The following is a 13170-nucleotide window of genomic DNA, read 5'->3' as shown; positions in this document are numbered from 1 at the left end:
GCTTTTTTTTGTTTATAATGGCGCCATAACGATAATTGACAGAAGCCATCTATGCTACCCCTGCTATCACATCAACAAACATTAGAGCCAGTGTATTTGGCATACCTTGATGCACTGGAGCAAAGTGAGTATTCCGGTGATATAGACAAACGTTACAGCGCACGTTTAGTGCAAGCCACCGACAACTCTGTATATCAATTTTTGCCTCAAGCCGTGCTTTATCCTAAAAATCAGCAGGATATTCAAATTGCATTGACGCTGGCTGCTACTGACGCATTTCGCAGCGTGACCTTCAGTGCGCGGGGCGGTGGTACGGGCACCAACGGACAATCACTGACCCATGGTTTGATTTTGGATGTGTCGCGTTACATGAACCGTGTGCTCGAAGTGAATGCTGAGCAAGGTTGGGTTCGAGTCGAAGCTGGCGTGATTAAAGATGCGCTTAACGATGCATTGCGTCCCCATGGATTTTTTTTTAGTCCCGATTTATCCACTTCAAACCGCGCCACTATTGGTGGCATGATCAATACCGATGCCTCGGGTGCGGGCTCACTGGTCTATGGTAAGACGTCAGATCACGTGCTGGCGCTGCGCAGTGTGCTGATCGATGGCAGTGTGCTGGATACGCATCCCCTAGATGCGGGACTACTGTGTAACCCCGATAATGTCAGTGATAATTCGCTGGGGCAGAAACTGATTTCTGCTGTGGCGGCGGTATGCCGTGAAAAGCGTACTCAGATTGAAAACCAATTTCCTAAGCTCAATCGTTTTCTCACTGGCTATGACTTAAAACACGTGTGGAACGACAAGCTGACGCAATTCGATTTATCACGAATTCTGACGGGCTCAGAGGGCACGCTTGCGGTGATAACCGAAGCCAAACTTAATATCACCCCGCTGCCGACTGAGCGCGCTATGGTGAACATTAAGTACGATTCGTTCCAATCGGCATTGCGTCATGCGCCATCCTTAGTTGCCGCGCGGGCGACTGTGGTCGAAACCGTCGATTCAAAAGTGCTTAATTTAGCCCGTGAAGATATTGTCTGGCATTCAGTGGCTGATCTTATCCAAGAAGTGCCAGGTAAAGTTATTGATGGCCTCAATATGGTCGAATTTGCAGGTGACACGGTCGAAGTTGAGCAAAAGCTCGCGAGTTTGGAAGCTGTGTTAACTGAGCAGATCAGCAAAGGCGAGTGCGGTGTATTGGGTTACCAAGTGACGCAAGATAAGCCGAGTATCGAAAAAATTTACGGCATGCGTAAAAAAGCCGTTGGCTTACTCGGCGCCACTAAAGGTCGCCGTAAGCCCATCGCCTTTGCTGAAGATACTGCGGTACCGCCCGAAAAACTCGCCGATTACATTATGGAGTTTCGCGCGTTACTCGACGGGCATAATCTGCAATACGGTATGTTCGGCCATGTGGATGCGGGCGTGTTGCATGTGCGACCCGCGCTCGATATGTGCGATGTTGAAGATGAAAAATTACTACGAGTCATTTCTGATCAAGTCGCGGCACTGACGCTTAAATACGGCGGCCTAATGTGGGGTGAACACGGTAAAGGCGTGCGCGGTGAATACGGTCCAGCTGTCTTTGGTGATGAACTTTTCGGAGTGTTGCAAGATATTAAAGGTTTGTTTGACCCCGATAACCGACTCAATCCCGGCAAGCTGGTGGCGCCTAAAGATACAGGTGCCCTCTATTACGATGTCGACAGTGCTAAGCGCGGTCAGTTTGATCGACAAATCCCCGTTGATGTGCGTGATGCGTTCCCCGATGTGATGAATTGTAACGGTAATGGCCTGTGTTTTAATTACAGTAGCTATTCGCCTATGTGCCCATCGTTTAAGGTGACGGGTGACAGAGTGCAGTCACCTAAGGGGCGTGCAGGGCTCATGAGAGAGTGGCTAAGACTGCTTGAGGCTGAAGGGGTTGATGTTAATGCCCTCGCAAAAGCGAAACCTTTTGGTATATTGCAGCGCATACAAAATACCATCAATGCCAAACGTGATTATGATTACTCCCACGAGGTGATGGAATCGCTCAAGGGCTGTTTAGCCTGTAAAGCCTGCTCTGGACAATGTCCGGTTAAAGTGGATGTGCCTAAGTTTAGGGCGCAGTTCTTCAATATTTACTATCAACGCTATTTAAGACCCGCGAAAGACTATCTCGTTGCCGGGATTGAAGATAGCTTGCCATTGATGGCTGCGGCACCGCGTCTCACTAACTTTGTTGCACAAAATCCATTGAGCCAATGGGTGATTAAACAGGCGATTGGTTATGTGGATGCGCCTGCGTTATCTGTGCCGACTTTGAAGCAAAGACTCGATGGTCATGCAAGCCGTGGTTACGACTTAGCTGCGTTGCAAGCGATTCCTGAAGAGAAGCGCTCGCAGTTTGTGTTGGTGGTACAAGATCCTTTTAACAGTTTCTATGACTCAGGTCTTGTGCTGCGCTTTATCCAATTGATAGAAAAACTCGGCTTAAAGCCGGTGTTATTGCCCTACAAACCCAATGGTAAGCCAACACATATCAAGGGATTTTTAGATAAGTTTGCTAAAACGGCGCAGTCGAGTGCAGACTTTTTGAACCAAGTCCATAAACTGGGCATGCCCATGGTCGGCATCGATCCTGCCTTAGTCTTGTGTTATCGTGATGAATACCGTGAAGTCTTAGGGGCTAATCGCGGTAATTTTGAGGTCAAGTTAGCCAACGAATGGCTACTGAATGTCATCAAAGATTTACCTGCAAAAGCTGCGCAAGATAAGCAATATACTTGGTTTAGTCATTGTACCGAATCGACGGCCAAGCCAAATACCGCCAATGAGTGGACTAAAATCTTTGCCCATTTTGGCGCTAAGTTAACCGCAGTCAATTTAGGTTGTTGTGGTATGGCGGGAACCTATGGTCATGAGGCAGAAAACCTCGAGCGCTCTAAAGCCTTGTTTGATATGTCTTGGCAGCAAACGCTAGCGAAAATTGAGCAGCCGCAAGTGTTAGTGTCTGGTTATTCGTGCCGTAGTCAGGTAAAACGTTTTGCCGGATACAAGCCAAAGCATCCACTTGAGGCCTTACTCGAGTTAGCAAATATCTAATGGTGTTTATATCGTTTTGATTGCGTTAGTCAGACCGTAATTATCCTCACTGGTATATCCCAGTGTTGAATGTCACACTAAAGCCAGCCGCAAGGCTGGTTTTTTTATGGATGATGGAGGCCTAGATGGAAAAGATGACTTACAGTATTCAACACACGCTCAAACAATTCGCCGCTGATAGTAGGCTAACCTCGGTTGCGCCATTGTGCAGTGAAGTCCCATTGTTTGACATTAACGCCTTGGGTGATTGGACCTATCTAGGCACATCGCTGCCAGCCAAGTTTGCTAAGTTGTTCGCCAGTATTTTGCATTGCATTGATGATGAGTATTTCTTAATTACCCCAGTGGAGAAGGTGCGAGTGCGGGTTGAAGATGCCCCCTTACTGATTGTCGATTTCGAGCGAGCGCAACCCCATTCGCTGCTCAATGTAAGAACCAGCATTGAAACACAGCACCACAAAGTCGATATAAAACAGATGAAGCTCACCGATGACAGTGTTTATTTGCCGCTTGAGCGCGGTTTATGGGGCAAATTAGGTCGGGCCTGTTACTATAATTTTGTGAATGAATTCAATTTATCTGATCTAGATGAGGAATGAGCTCGTAGGTTAATCACATAATTTGCTGTGGTCTAAGCTAGTTTATTATGGGTTAAGTGGTAGTATTAAAACTAACTCTGGGTTCCTATGATGGCGTGCAGAGTAAGTGAAAACGCGTTAAACCTTTGCTGTAGGAGGTGCTGTTTGAATCGTCATGAAAGCTTAGGCTATCTTGTATCCCACTTAAATATCGAGCTGCAAAATGAGCTTGATCTGCAACTTAAGCGATATCAACTCGATATAAAACTGTGGCCTGTGCTGTTTGCTTTGTGGCAAGAAGAGGGCATAAGCCAAACTGAATTGTCTAAGCGTTGCGATGTGGCAAATTACACTATGACGCGCTTACTCGATCAGTTGCAGGTGCAAGGTCTTATTACTCGTCATCAAGAAGTCGATAATCGGCGTGCTTTCCAAATCTTTTTGACCGATGAAGCCAAAGCATTAGAGCAAGATCTTATCTGCGAAGCTGAGCGGGTCAATGAAAAATTCCTGTCAAATCTAAGTGAAGATGAACAACAGACATTCATTTTACTATTAAATAAAATCAACCGTTTGGCTTGAAATTTTGAATCTAATGGGTATGGCAGAAAACTGTGGTTTAGCCGTTTTTACTTCTATCTGTATGTGGTTATCTCAATTTATTTTCCCAGTTTAATCCCACCCACTATGCCTCACTTTGCGGGATTAAACTGGTTTGATTAATTCAAGTAAAGTGCAAAGACGCAAAGCAGACTTACGGCTATCACTGAGTGCTGTAAATAACGCCGGCTAGCTAATAAATTTTCTTTACCTTGTTTTAGGCTAGCGACGAGTCTATGTTGCTTATAAATTCGGCACATGAGTTCATCGGTTTGGGGATCGATAAGCAGTTCAAACTTGCAAGGTGCGCCGTCTTTAAGCTGAATGGTATGCTCGCTTTGAGGCTTAAAGTTAAGCTTGTGCGACACCATCTGTCCATTAACGAAGACCCGCTCTAAACCACTCCAATTGCTGGCTTGCAGTTCTACGACATCTTGGTTGAGATCATATTTGAAACGGATCATAGCGCTATCCTGTGCTGGGACCTGATAGACTAATTCAAGCAGACAAATATGACGTTTTCCAGCGTGATTAAATGAATATTCTGTGTCGAAATTAAAAGCGCGGCTAAACCATGAGCTTAGTGATAGATTAAATTTTAGATAACAAAAAAGCGACCAGAGGTCGCTTTTTTCAATATTTGACGGGCATAAAAAATAATAAACGCGTAGAAAAATTACTGCTTAGCGGCTTCGATAATGGCTTTCGCCATTTCATCAGCCACGGCGCCGGTTGTACGGTTCTGCGCATCGGCTTGGCTGAATATTTTCAGTAGCGTGTTGTAAATTTCCTCTACTTTAGCCGTCGATTTTGCTGCGTCGTAATCTTTTTCGAACGACACGTTGATAATGCCGCCTGCGTTGATCACATAGTCTGGCGCGTAAAGTATGCCCATTTCTTTCAGTTGTTCACCGTGGCGTACTTCGGCTAATTGGTTATTGGCACAGCCAGCAACAATTTTGGCTTTCAGTTGCGGTAAGGTCGCATCGTTTAAGGTTGCGCCAAGGGCACAAGGGGCATACACATCCACATCTTGTGCGTAGATTTCTTGAGGTGCGACAACAATGGCACCAAAGTCGGTAGCGACTTTGTCTAATGAGGCTTGATGAATGTCAGTAACAATCAGCTTAGCGCCTTCGTTATGCAAGTGTTTGCACAGGTAATAGCCAACGTGACCGACGCCTTGAACGGCGATTTTAAGGCCTTTAAGGCTGTCTAAACCAAGTCTATGTTTAACCGCAGCTTTGATGCCTAAATAAGTGCCAAGGGCTGTGAACGGTGATGGATCGCCACTTTTACCTTCAAGACCCGCCATATAAGGGGTTTCTTCATGGGCGATCATAATATCAGCCGTAGTAGTGCCAACATCTTCCGCTGAATAGTAGCGGCCGCCTAGGCTGTTAATCAAACGGCCAAAGGCGCGGAACAGCGCTTCGCGATCTTGTCTTTTCGGATCGGCAATGATCACGGATTTACCACCGCCCATGGTTAAACCTGCTAGGGCATTTTTATAAGTCATGCCACGAGAAAGGCGTAATACGTCAGTCAGGGCTTCATCATCCGATTGGTAGTTCCACATCCTACATCCACCCACGGCAGGACCAAGGTTAGTGTTATGGATGGCGACAATGGCCTTTAAGCCACTTTCTTTATCATGACAGAATACAACCTGTTCATGTTCGTCAAAGGATACATGATTAAATACAGCCACGTGAATTTCTCCGCTATACACAATGAAAAAGCCGACGAGGTGAGCCTCTATCGACTGCTTGTTATATTTATTGCAGAACCATAGCATTTAGCGATACTCTCAACCATGCATAATGACCGAATAAATACATTATTTGTGGCAATTTAGCTTTCCACTTTACGTAAACGTAAGCTTTGCGATTAAGAATGGATTGTACTGAATTTAACGTAACGAATAGAATGAATCGCGCACTGATCCCAAGAATTAGGCTCGCGTTATAACAATAAGATAGGACGGAAGTATGACTGAACAAGCTGTCGACCAAACTCAACAAAATTTATCAGCTGAAGAAATAGAAAAGCTGCGTCAAGAGTGGGTCAGAACTCAATTTCAAAAAGCCAATCGTTTTCTCGCTGAAAAAGGCGTGATACCAAGCAAAGTCCTAGCCGATGAAAGCCGTTATCTTGCGCCTTATATGGCGATTTGGAAGATGGAATCAAAGCGTCCAAGCAACAAAACCTATTGGGTGATGTCAGGTGATTTACCGTCGGATTTTGTCGATGTCAAAGTGGCGGCGACGGCCCGTGATGCCGTGCGTCATTTCTCTATGATGTGGCAAATGCAGGCGGAAAACTTAGTGCGTTCGGGTGCAACTCGTGATGCTACTCAGGCTAAATTTGCTCAACTATTAGTATCGCGTGCCGAGAGTTTATATCGTATGCACAACGACGATAAACTGTGGAATGCTTAAACTCAAATGAGTTGAGGATTGTATTTAGATAGTATTGAGTTAATACAGTCACTTGTGTCGATTGATACTGATAATTGAAATAACAAAAAGGCACTCAGTTGAGTGCCTTTTTTATACTGACTTTTATGTTGATTTCCTATGTTAAGTATAAGGTTATCGAACAAAGTCGATAGGGCTTATTCTTCGCTGTCGCTCAAGTAGTAGAAACCTTGATTGATGAGTTTCAACAGTAAGGCTTGGACTTCTTCATGCTGACATATTTCAGTCGCTTCATCGGCGCTTAAGCTGACGTTATCGCTCAACTGTGCGATCACGTCTGCCGGTGTATTGGGCAGTTCATGCACGTCACCATTGATGAATAATCGCGGTGTGGCGTCATTTTCGAGGCGCAATACTTTCAAACCACCGATACGGCTGACGCCAGCACCTTGGGCGAAGGCATCTTGCAAATCTTCAATGCTGTAAGCTTCTTCGCCTTCACACAAATCAAGCTCGAAACGGTTTTGACTGAGCAACTTACCTAACACGATTTGGTAGCTATTGGGATCTTGGCTCAGCTGGCTCAAGAGTGACATGATGCCCACTTGATGATCTTGGCTGACGATACCGGCTGAACTCGGTTCAGTTTGCGAGGTGAAACGCTGCTGACCTAAGTTATTGTCGAGCAAATAATCGGCGACTTCACTGACTAATTCTTGCTGGCTAGGAGCGCGGAAACCAATCGAGTAACTCATTGCCACAGTTAGGGTTTCGCCGCAGTGTGGGAAACCAGGTGGAATATAAAGCATGTCGCCTTTTTCTAACACTACATCGATAATGGGCGTAAAGTCCTCAACCAGCGGCGAGTTTGGATTGCCACCGCGACGTTGTTGCGGGGTATTGTCACCCACAGTCCAGCGACGCTCACCTTCGCCTTGAATGATAAATACATCGTAGTTATCAACGTGCGGGCCGACACCGCCACTTGGGGTTGCAAATGATGCCATCAAGTCATCGAAACGCCAGTCAGGTAAAAAACGCAGCGCTTCAACTAATGGCTGCGAATCTGGATACCAATGGTTGACTGCTTGCACTAATAACTGCCAATGGGTTTCGCCATAGCTGTCGTAATCTTCAAACGGACCTTGCACCACTTCCCAATCATTGTCTTTGGTGACGACGATGCGTGAAGAGATTTCTTCTTCACAGGCAAGGCCTGCTAATTCATCGGCGCTGATAGGATCTTCAAATTGCGGAAATGCTTTTTTGATCAACAGGGGTTTCTTTTGCCAGTATTCACTAAGAAACTGGGCGATATCGAGATTGAGTGTATACATAGTGTTAAAAAAGGCGACCACATCGCGGTGATGTGGGTCGCCTTAATCCTTATTTCTGTTTAAGAAAGAGTATTGTCCGTCGCCAACTTCAGTTAATAACTAATTTCAGTCAATAGCTTAATATTAGTTAATCGCCAATTTTAATTAATAACTTACTTCAGTTCGTCGACAAACGTTTCGGCGCGACCAATGTAATTGGCTGGCGTCATTTTCTTCAGTTCAGCCTTCACTGAGTCTGGTAATTCAAGTCCGTCAATAAACACTGACAGTTGCTGCGCGTCGATACGTTTACCGCGCGTCAGTTCTTTTAATTTTTCGTATGGCTTTTCAATACCATAACGACGCATTACCGTTTGTACGGGTTCTGCTAACACTTCCCAGTTGTGATCTAACTCATCACGCAGATGCGCTTCGTTAACTTCTAACTTGCTGATGCCTTTTAAGGTCGCTTGATACGCGATCAACGCATGGGCAATACCCACACCTAAGTTACGCAGTACAGTCGAGTCAGTTAAATCACGTTGCCATCTTGATAACGGTAGTTTAGACGCTAAATGTTGCATCAGGGCGTTAGCGATACCTAAGTTACCTTCAGAGTTTTCAAAATCGATGGGGTTAACTTTGTGCGGCATAGTCGATGAACCGATTTCACCGGCGATAGTGCGTTGTTTGAAGTGACCTAGGGCGATGTAACCCCAAATATCACGGTCAAAGTCAATCAGCACAGTGTTGAAACGGGCAACCGCATCAAATAATTCGGCAATGTAATCGTGTGGCTCGATTTGCGTCGTGTAGGCATTCCAGTGCAAGCCAAGGCTAGTCACAAAACGCTCAGACAGCTCATGCCAGTTAACTTCAGGGTAGGCTGACAGGTGAGCATTGTAGTTACCTACGGCACCGTTCAGTTTGCCCATGATTTCAACATTGGCGATTTGTTTGATTTGACGTTCAAGGCGCACTGCGACGTTCGCCATTTCTTTACCGAGCGTCGAAGGTGACGCGGGTTGGCCATGGGTACGTGACATTAATGGCACAGAGCGATATTCAATCGCCAGCTTTTTAATTGCCGTCAGCAACTCGTTGCAGTAAGGCAGTAATACATGCTCACGGGCTTCAGTCAGCATTAAACCGTGGCTTAAGTTGTTGATATCTTCAGAAGTACAAGCAAAGTGAACAAACTCACCCACAGCGGCTAATTCGCTATTGCCCGCGATTTTTTCTTTAATGAAGTATTCAACCGCTTTTACATCGTGGTTAGTGGTGCTTTCGATAGCCTTAACACGCAGCGCATCTTGTTCGTTGAAATTGTCTTTAATGCCATCGAGTACGGCGATAGCTGACGCGCTCAATGTTGGCACTTCGCTAATGTCTGGACAGTCGGCTAACAGTTTTAGCCAATTGATTTCAACCTGAACACGGTACTTGGTAAGACCGAACTCGCTGAAAATCCCTCTCAATGACGCGGTTTTACTACCATAACGACCGTCTACCGGAGAGATAGCAGTTAGTGCGGAAAGATCCATGTGTAGCTCCTTGATGAACGCTAATTTTATTATAGGGTAAGACTTTTCTTGGCTGTATCGACGATGGCTTTGCGGGCGAAGACTAAGTGTCGACGTTTACCGCCCAACTGACGCCACAGTACTGCGCTGCGTATAGCGGCAAGCAGCAGAGCACGAATTTTATGTTGTACAATAGGGCGCTGCAAACACACAGGATTACCCGATATTTGGATTTTTGGCCCTAAATTACTGATGATGTCACTGTAAATGCTGGCAAGATTGGCAACGACTTGCTCATCTGTGATGGCAAAATGATGTAGCTGGCGATTCACTTGATTAATACGTTCAGCCAACATGCCTAAGCCGCTGTTAGAGCGAACTAATTTTCGCTCTAACGCCAACACGCCCACTAAATAGCGGGTGATTTCAACATCTTTTTGGCTGCTATCACCGAGCTGGTTCAGGATCAGCTTATAGCCTTTTTGCAATACGATTTTATCTTGGTAGACATCGGCCGTATTGTCAGGATTGGTGACGAGAATGGTGTTTAAGCTCGCAGCGAGCTCGGCATTATCCAATTCGCCATGGCGCGCTAAATGTTGAACTTGGGCAATGGCTTGCAGTATGCCTGCAAACGCCATAGTCCGATTAATGAGTTGCTCGTTCACGCTTTACCCTCGGATTAATTGATCTATGATGCCGCCACCTAGGCAGACTTCACCATCATAAAATACCGCAGACTGTCCAGGCGTCACCGCCGCTACAGGTTCATCGAAGACCACGCGCAAGGTGTGTTCATCTGTGTAGGTTAATGTACAAGGCACATCTTGTTGGCGATAACGGGTTTTCACTGCGATATGACAACCATCGACAGGCCCAGTTCTATCCACCCAATGCAGTTGGTTAACTGTCATGCCAGTCGACATCAAACGGGGATGGTGTCCGCCTTGACCCACGATCAATACGTTACGCTCAAGATCTTTATCGACCACATACCAAGGATCGTCATTGCTGTTTTTCATGCCGCCAATGCCTAAGCCTTTACGTTGGCCTAAGGTGTGGTACATGAGTCCTTGGTGCGTGCCTATGACTTCGCCTTCTGGGGTTTCGATATTGCCAGGCTGCGCCGGTAAATAAGTCCCTAGAAATTCAGTGAACTTGCGCTCACCGATAAAGCAGATGCCAGTACTGTCTTTTTTGTCATGGGTGATTAAGCCCATTTCTTTCGCAATTTCACGAACTTGATATTTTTCGAGCTCACCGACAGGGAACAGGCTTCGGGCAACTTGCTCATGGCTAAGGGTGTAGAGGAAATAACTTTGATCTTTATTGCCATCAACGCCACGGAGCATTTGCGTACTGCCATCGCTGTTATCGCGACGGCGAACATAGTGGCCCATTGCGATGTAATCGGCGTCGAGGATTTCATCGGCAAATTCTAAAAATGCTTTAAATTTGATTTCTTTGTTGCACATGATATCGGGATTTGGCGTGCGGCCCGCTTTGTATTCGGCGAGGAAATACTCAAATACATTGTCCCAATATTCGGCAGCAAAGTTGACTGTATGTAGCTTGATCCCGAGCTTGTCGCACACGGCTTGGGCATCTTTTAAATCTTCTGCGGCAGCGCAGTACTCGTTGTTGTCATCTTCTTCCCAGTTCTTCATGAAAAGGCCTTCAACCTGATAGCCTTGCTGCATAAGCAAATAGGCTGAAACAGATGAATCTACACCGCCGGACATGCCGACAATGACTTTTTTTCCTGTATGAGTGGGTTCGATTGATGTCATAAATCCTAAAAACCATTGAGTATGTGTATTGGCTAGGTGGATGAATTTAAGCCGCGACATTGAGCGCGTAACAAAAATACCTAACCTAACTAAAAATATGGGCTAACTAAAAATCCAAGCTCACTTTAAATCCAAGCTCGCTTTACATCTAGGTGCCGTGTGCTGCTGATTGCTAAATCAAACTTTGCCAGCGCTATCAAATAAAATGAGTCCGCAAACTGTCAGTAAACCTCGCATTTACGGCCAACTATTTATTTGCTGTACAAGGCCTCTGCAGTAGCACACGCATTAAGCTTAGCCAGCCGTTTATGCGGGGCGGTATTCTATCACGCCTTGCTCGCTTGGGCTATCGTGAGGCGGTCACTATTGAGTAAGCTAAGGGGATAAGTTTGGCCATTTTGTGCCTGATTGAGATAGTCTTTTAAGCAATCGAGTACTAAGGGACTGCGCAGTAAAGATGGCATGGCTTCTATCTGCGCAAGACTTAACCAATGCGCACTATGGATCGCTTTATCCTGCGGCGCAGGTGAGGGCATATCATCTAACTGCACGAAAAAAGTAAAGCGCACAAAGGCTAAGTCTTCACTGGCGCTAAGTTGATAAATGCCGACGAGTCCTTGGGCTTTGAGTGATAACCCCGTTTCTTCAAACACTTCGCGCTCACAGGCTTGGATCAAGCTTTCATTCGCTTCTAAGTGACCCGCTGGTTGATTAAAGCGTTGCTCGCCTTCAATCCACTCTTCTACCATCAGATATTTGTCCTGTGAAGTTGCATGAACAATACAAGCGACGGTCACATTGGGTTTATATCTTTGACTCATTGAGCCTCCTTTGAGTGGATTTGAATGCAGAAATTAGGCTGAAATTTAGACTTCATCACCGAGACGGATGCATTTGTGCTCACCCGATGGCAAATTATCTAGACTCCATTGGCCTATTTTATAACGGATTAATCTTAAGGTCGGAAAACCGATATGCGCTGTCATGCGTCTGACTTGGCGGTTGCGGCCTTCATGAATTTGGATTTCTAGCCAAGTTGTTGGGATATTTTTGCGCTCTCTCACCGGTGGATTACGTGGCCAAACGTCGGGTGAATCCATAATTTTGACTTTAGCTGGCAGCGTTATACCATCATTTAATTCAACACCTTGGCGTAGTTTTGTCAGTACATCCTCCGTCGGAACGCCTTCTACTTGCACCCAATAGGTTTTAAAGGTTTTCTTTTTCGGTTCTGTCAGTCTTGCCTGTAATTGACCGTCATTGGTCAGCAACAACAAGCCCTCACTGTCTCTGTCTAAGCGGCCTGCGGCATACACGTCAGCAATCGGGATATAGTCTTTTAGGGTCTTACGACCTTGTTCATCGGTAAACTGGCAAAGTACATCAAAAGGCTTATTAAACAGCACAATAATCGGCGCAATCGTTTGGCTCTGCACCGGTTTTGCCGCCGCAATTGCGCGTCGATTAGGATTTTTAAAGGGTTCTTTCTTTAAACTGCCATTGGCATTTCGTGCTGGCGCCACTTTGCTATCTACGGCGGTAGCGCGGTTGGCAGGGCCTCTGCTGGCGGGCTTAATCGGGCTCTTGGCTGGGGAACTTGCGCTGGCATTGGCACCTTTAGGTTGAAACTTGTTTTTGTTCATACTTTTGCTAACAGGAGGTTGAGACACGCTTACCTGACTTGATTGAGTCGTTAATGTGGTCATAGTGTACTTGGCATTCGCCGTTAGTGGAATTTGAATATTATTGCGAATGCTCTATGATGTCGGCCAGAAAATGTGATCTGTGCCTAAATGTTTATTAGGTTTTAATGAGTCGTTGTAACAAATTTTAGCTTGCGCGCAAAGACA

At 45.7% G+C, this 13170-nt stretch carries 12 protein-coding genes; 4 read left to right on the top strand and 8 right to left on the bottom strand.

Annotation, left to right across the window (positions count from 1 at the left end):
• The first annotated feature begins 51 nt into the window (after positions 1 to 51).
• The 3 genes from L5L91_RS07490 (at position 52) to L5L91_RS07480 (ending at position 4253) form a co-directional block, all read left to right on the top strand.
• Entirely contained in the window at positions 52 to 3093 is a 3042-nt protein-coding gene (locus tag L5L91_RS07490; RefSeq protein ID WP_263236028.1) for an FAD-binding and (Fe-S)-binding domain-containing protein, read from the top strand.
• Positions 3094 to 3218: 125 nt separating this feature from the next.
• Positions 3219 to 3692: a DUF1285 domain-containing protein gene (locus tag L5L91_RS07485; RefSeq protein WP_168825406.1), complete on the top strand. Its 474-nt coding sequence runs from the start codon at positions 3219 to 3221 to the stop codon at positions 3690 to 3692.
• A 144-nt stretch (positions 3693 to 3836) separates the two neighbouring features.
• On the top strand, positions 3837 to 4253 hold the full coding sequence (locus L5L91_RS07480; RefSeq protein WP_219235232.1) for a MarR family winged helix-turn-helix transcriptional regulator: 417 nt from the start codon (positions 3837 to 3839) through the stop codon (positions 4251 to 4253).
• A gap of 137 nt (positions 4254 to 4390) precedes the next feature.
• Here L5L91_RS07480 and L5L91_RS07475 read toward each other — a convergent pair whose 3' ends face one another.
• Both L5L91_RS07475 and L5L91_RS07470 read right to left on the bottom strand, forming a co-directional pair.
• Positions 4391 to 4735: a hypothetical protein gene (locus L5L91_RS07475; RefSeq protein ID WP_011789104.1), complete on the bottom strand. Its 345-nt coding sequence runs from the start codon at positions 4733 to 4735 to the stop codon at positions 4391 to 4393.
• Positions 4736 to 4947: 212 nt separating this feature from the next.
• The gene (locus tag L5L91_RS07470; protein ID WP_263236026.1) at positions 4948 to 5982 is read right to left on the bottom strand and encodes a Glu/Leu/Phe/Val dehydrogenase dimerization domain-containing protein; all 1035 of its coding nucleotides are present in this window, start codon (positions 5980 to 5982) and stop codon (positions 4948 to 4950) included.
• 280 nt (positions 5983 to 6262) lie between these two features.
• On the opposite strand from L5L91_RS07470, the gene L5L91_RS07465 reads away from it, so the two are divergent.
• Positions 6263 to 6712 carry a DUF4826 family protein gene (locus tag L5L91_RS07465; RefSeq protein ID WP_011789106.1) on the top strand — a complete coding sequence of 150 codons (450 nt, stop codon included), beginning with the start codon at positions 6263 to 6265 and terminating at the stop codon, positions 6710 to 6712.
• A 176-nt stretch (positions 6713 to 6888) separates the two neighbouring features.
• Here L5L91_RS07465 and L5L91_RS07460 read toward each other — a convergent pair whose 3' ends face one another.
• The 6 genes from L5L91_RS07460 to rluE form a co-directional block, all read right to left on the bottom strand.
• Positions 6889 to 8028 (bottom strand): cupin domain-containing protein, encoded by a 1140-nt coding sequence (locus L5L91_RS07460; protein ID WP_263236025.1) that lies wholly within the window; start codon positions 8026 to 8028, stop codon positions 6889 to 6891.
• Between the two features lie 152 nt (positions 8029 to 8180).
• Complete coding sequence (gene purB, locus L5L91_RS07455; RefSeq protein ID WP_113940534.1) at positions 8181 to 9551, bottom strand: adenylosuccinate lyase; 1371 nt, start codon at positions 9549 to 9551, stop codon at positions 8181 to 8183.
• A gap of 29 nt (positions 9552 to 9580) precedes the next feature.
• Positions 9581 to 10198, bottom strand: a complete 618-nt coding sequence (gene hflD, locus L5L91_RS07450; protein ID WP_131523325.1) for a high frequency lysogenization protein HflD — start codon at positions 10196 to 10198, stop codon at positions 9581 to 9583.
• 3 nt (positions 10199 to 10201) lie between these two features.
• Positions 10202 to 11320, bottom strand: coding sequence for a tRNA 2-thiouridine(34) synthase MnmA (gene mnmA / locus L5L91_RS07445; protein ID WP_263138563.1), 1119 nt, complete (start codon positions 11318 to 11320; stop codon positions 10202 to 10204).
• A 326-nt stretch (positions 11321 to 11646) separates the two neighbouring features.
• Positions 11647 to 12141, bottom strand: coding sequence for an NUDIX hydrolase (locus L5L91_RS07440; RefSeq protein WP_212600198.1), 495 nt, complete (start codon positions 12139 to 12141; stop codon positions 11647 to 11649).
• A gap of 45 nt (positions 12142 to 12186) precedes the next feature.
• Entirely contained in the window at positions 12187 to 12963 is a 777-nt protein-coding gene (gene rluE, locus L5L91_RS07435) for a 23S rRNA pseudouridine(2457) synthase RluE (RefSeq protein ID WP_263236024.1), read from the bottom strand.
• Positions 12964 to 13170 lie beyond the last annotated feature (207 nt).

The sequence above is a fragment of the Shewanella sp. SM55 genome (assembly GCF_025654025.1).
Classification (GTDB): domain Bacteria; phylum Pseudomonadota; class Gammaproteobacteria; order Enterobacterales; family Shewanellaceae; genus Shewanella; species Shewanella oncorhynchi.
Note: the sequence above shows the minus strand (reverse complement) of the source record. Positions and strands in the feature narration are given on the sequence as shown.

What these genes read in the sequence shown, in the direction of transcription:
- rluE (WP_263236024.1), bottom strand. Translation starts at nt 12,963, where the DNA reads ATGAACAAAAACAAGTTTCAACCTAAAGGTGCCAATGCCAGCGCAAGT.
- L5L91_RS07490 (WP_263236028.1), top strand. Translation starts at nt 52, where the DNA reads ATGCTACCCCTGCTATCACATCAACAAACATTAGAGCCAGTGTATTTG.
- L5L91_RS07440 (WP_212600198.1), bottom strand. Translation starts at nt 12,141, where the DNA reads ATGAGTCAAAGATATAAACCCAATGTGACCGTCGCTTGTATTGTTCAT.
- L5L91_RS07485 (WP_168825406.1), top strand. Translation starts at nt 3,219, where the DNA reads ATGGAAAAGATGACTTACAGTATTCAACACACGCTCAAACAATTCGCC.
- purB (WP_113940534.1), bottom strand. Translation starts at nt 9,551, where the DNA reads ATGGATCTTTCCGCACTAACTGCTATCTCTCCGGTAGACGGTCGTTAT.
- L5L91_RS07460 (WP_263236025.1), bottom strand. Translation starts at nt 8,028, where the DNA reads ATGTATACACTCAATCTCGATATCGCCCAGTTTCTTAGTGAATACTGG.
- mnmA (WP_263138563.1), bottom strand. Translation starts at nt 11,320, where the DNA reads ATGACATCAATCGAACCCACTCATACAGGAAAAAAAGTCATTGTCGGC.
- L5L91_RS07465 (WP_011789106.1), top strand. Translation starts at nt 6,263, where the DNA reads ATGACTGAACAAGCTGTCGACCAAACTCAACAAAATTTATCAGCTGAA.
- L5L91_RS07475 (WP_011789104.1), bottom strand. Translation starts at nt 4,735, where the DNA reads ATGATCCGTTTCAAATATGATCTCAACCAAGATGTCGTAGAACTGCAA.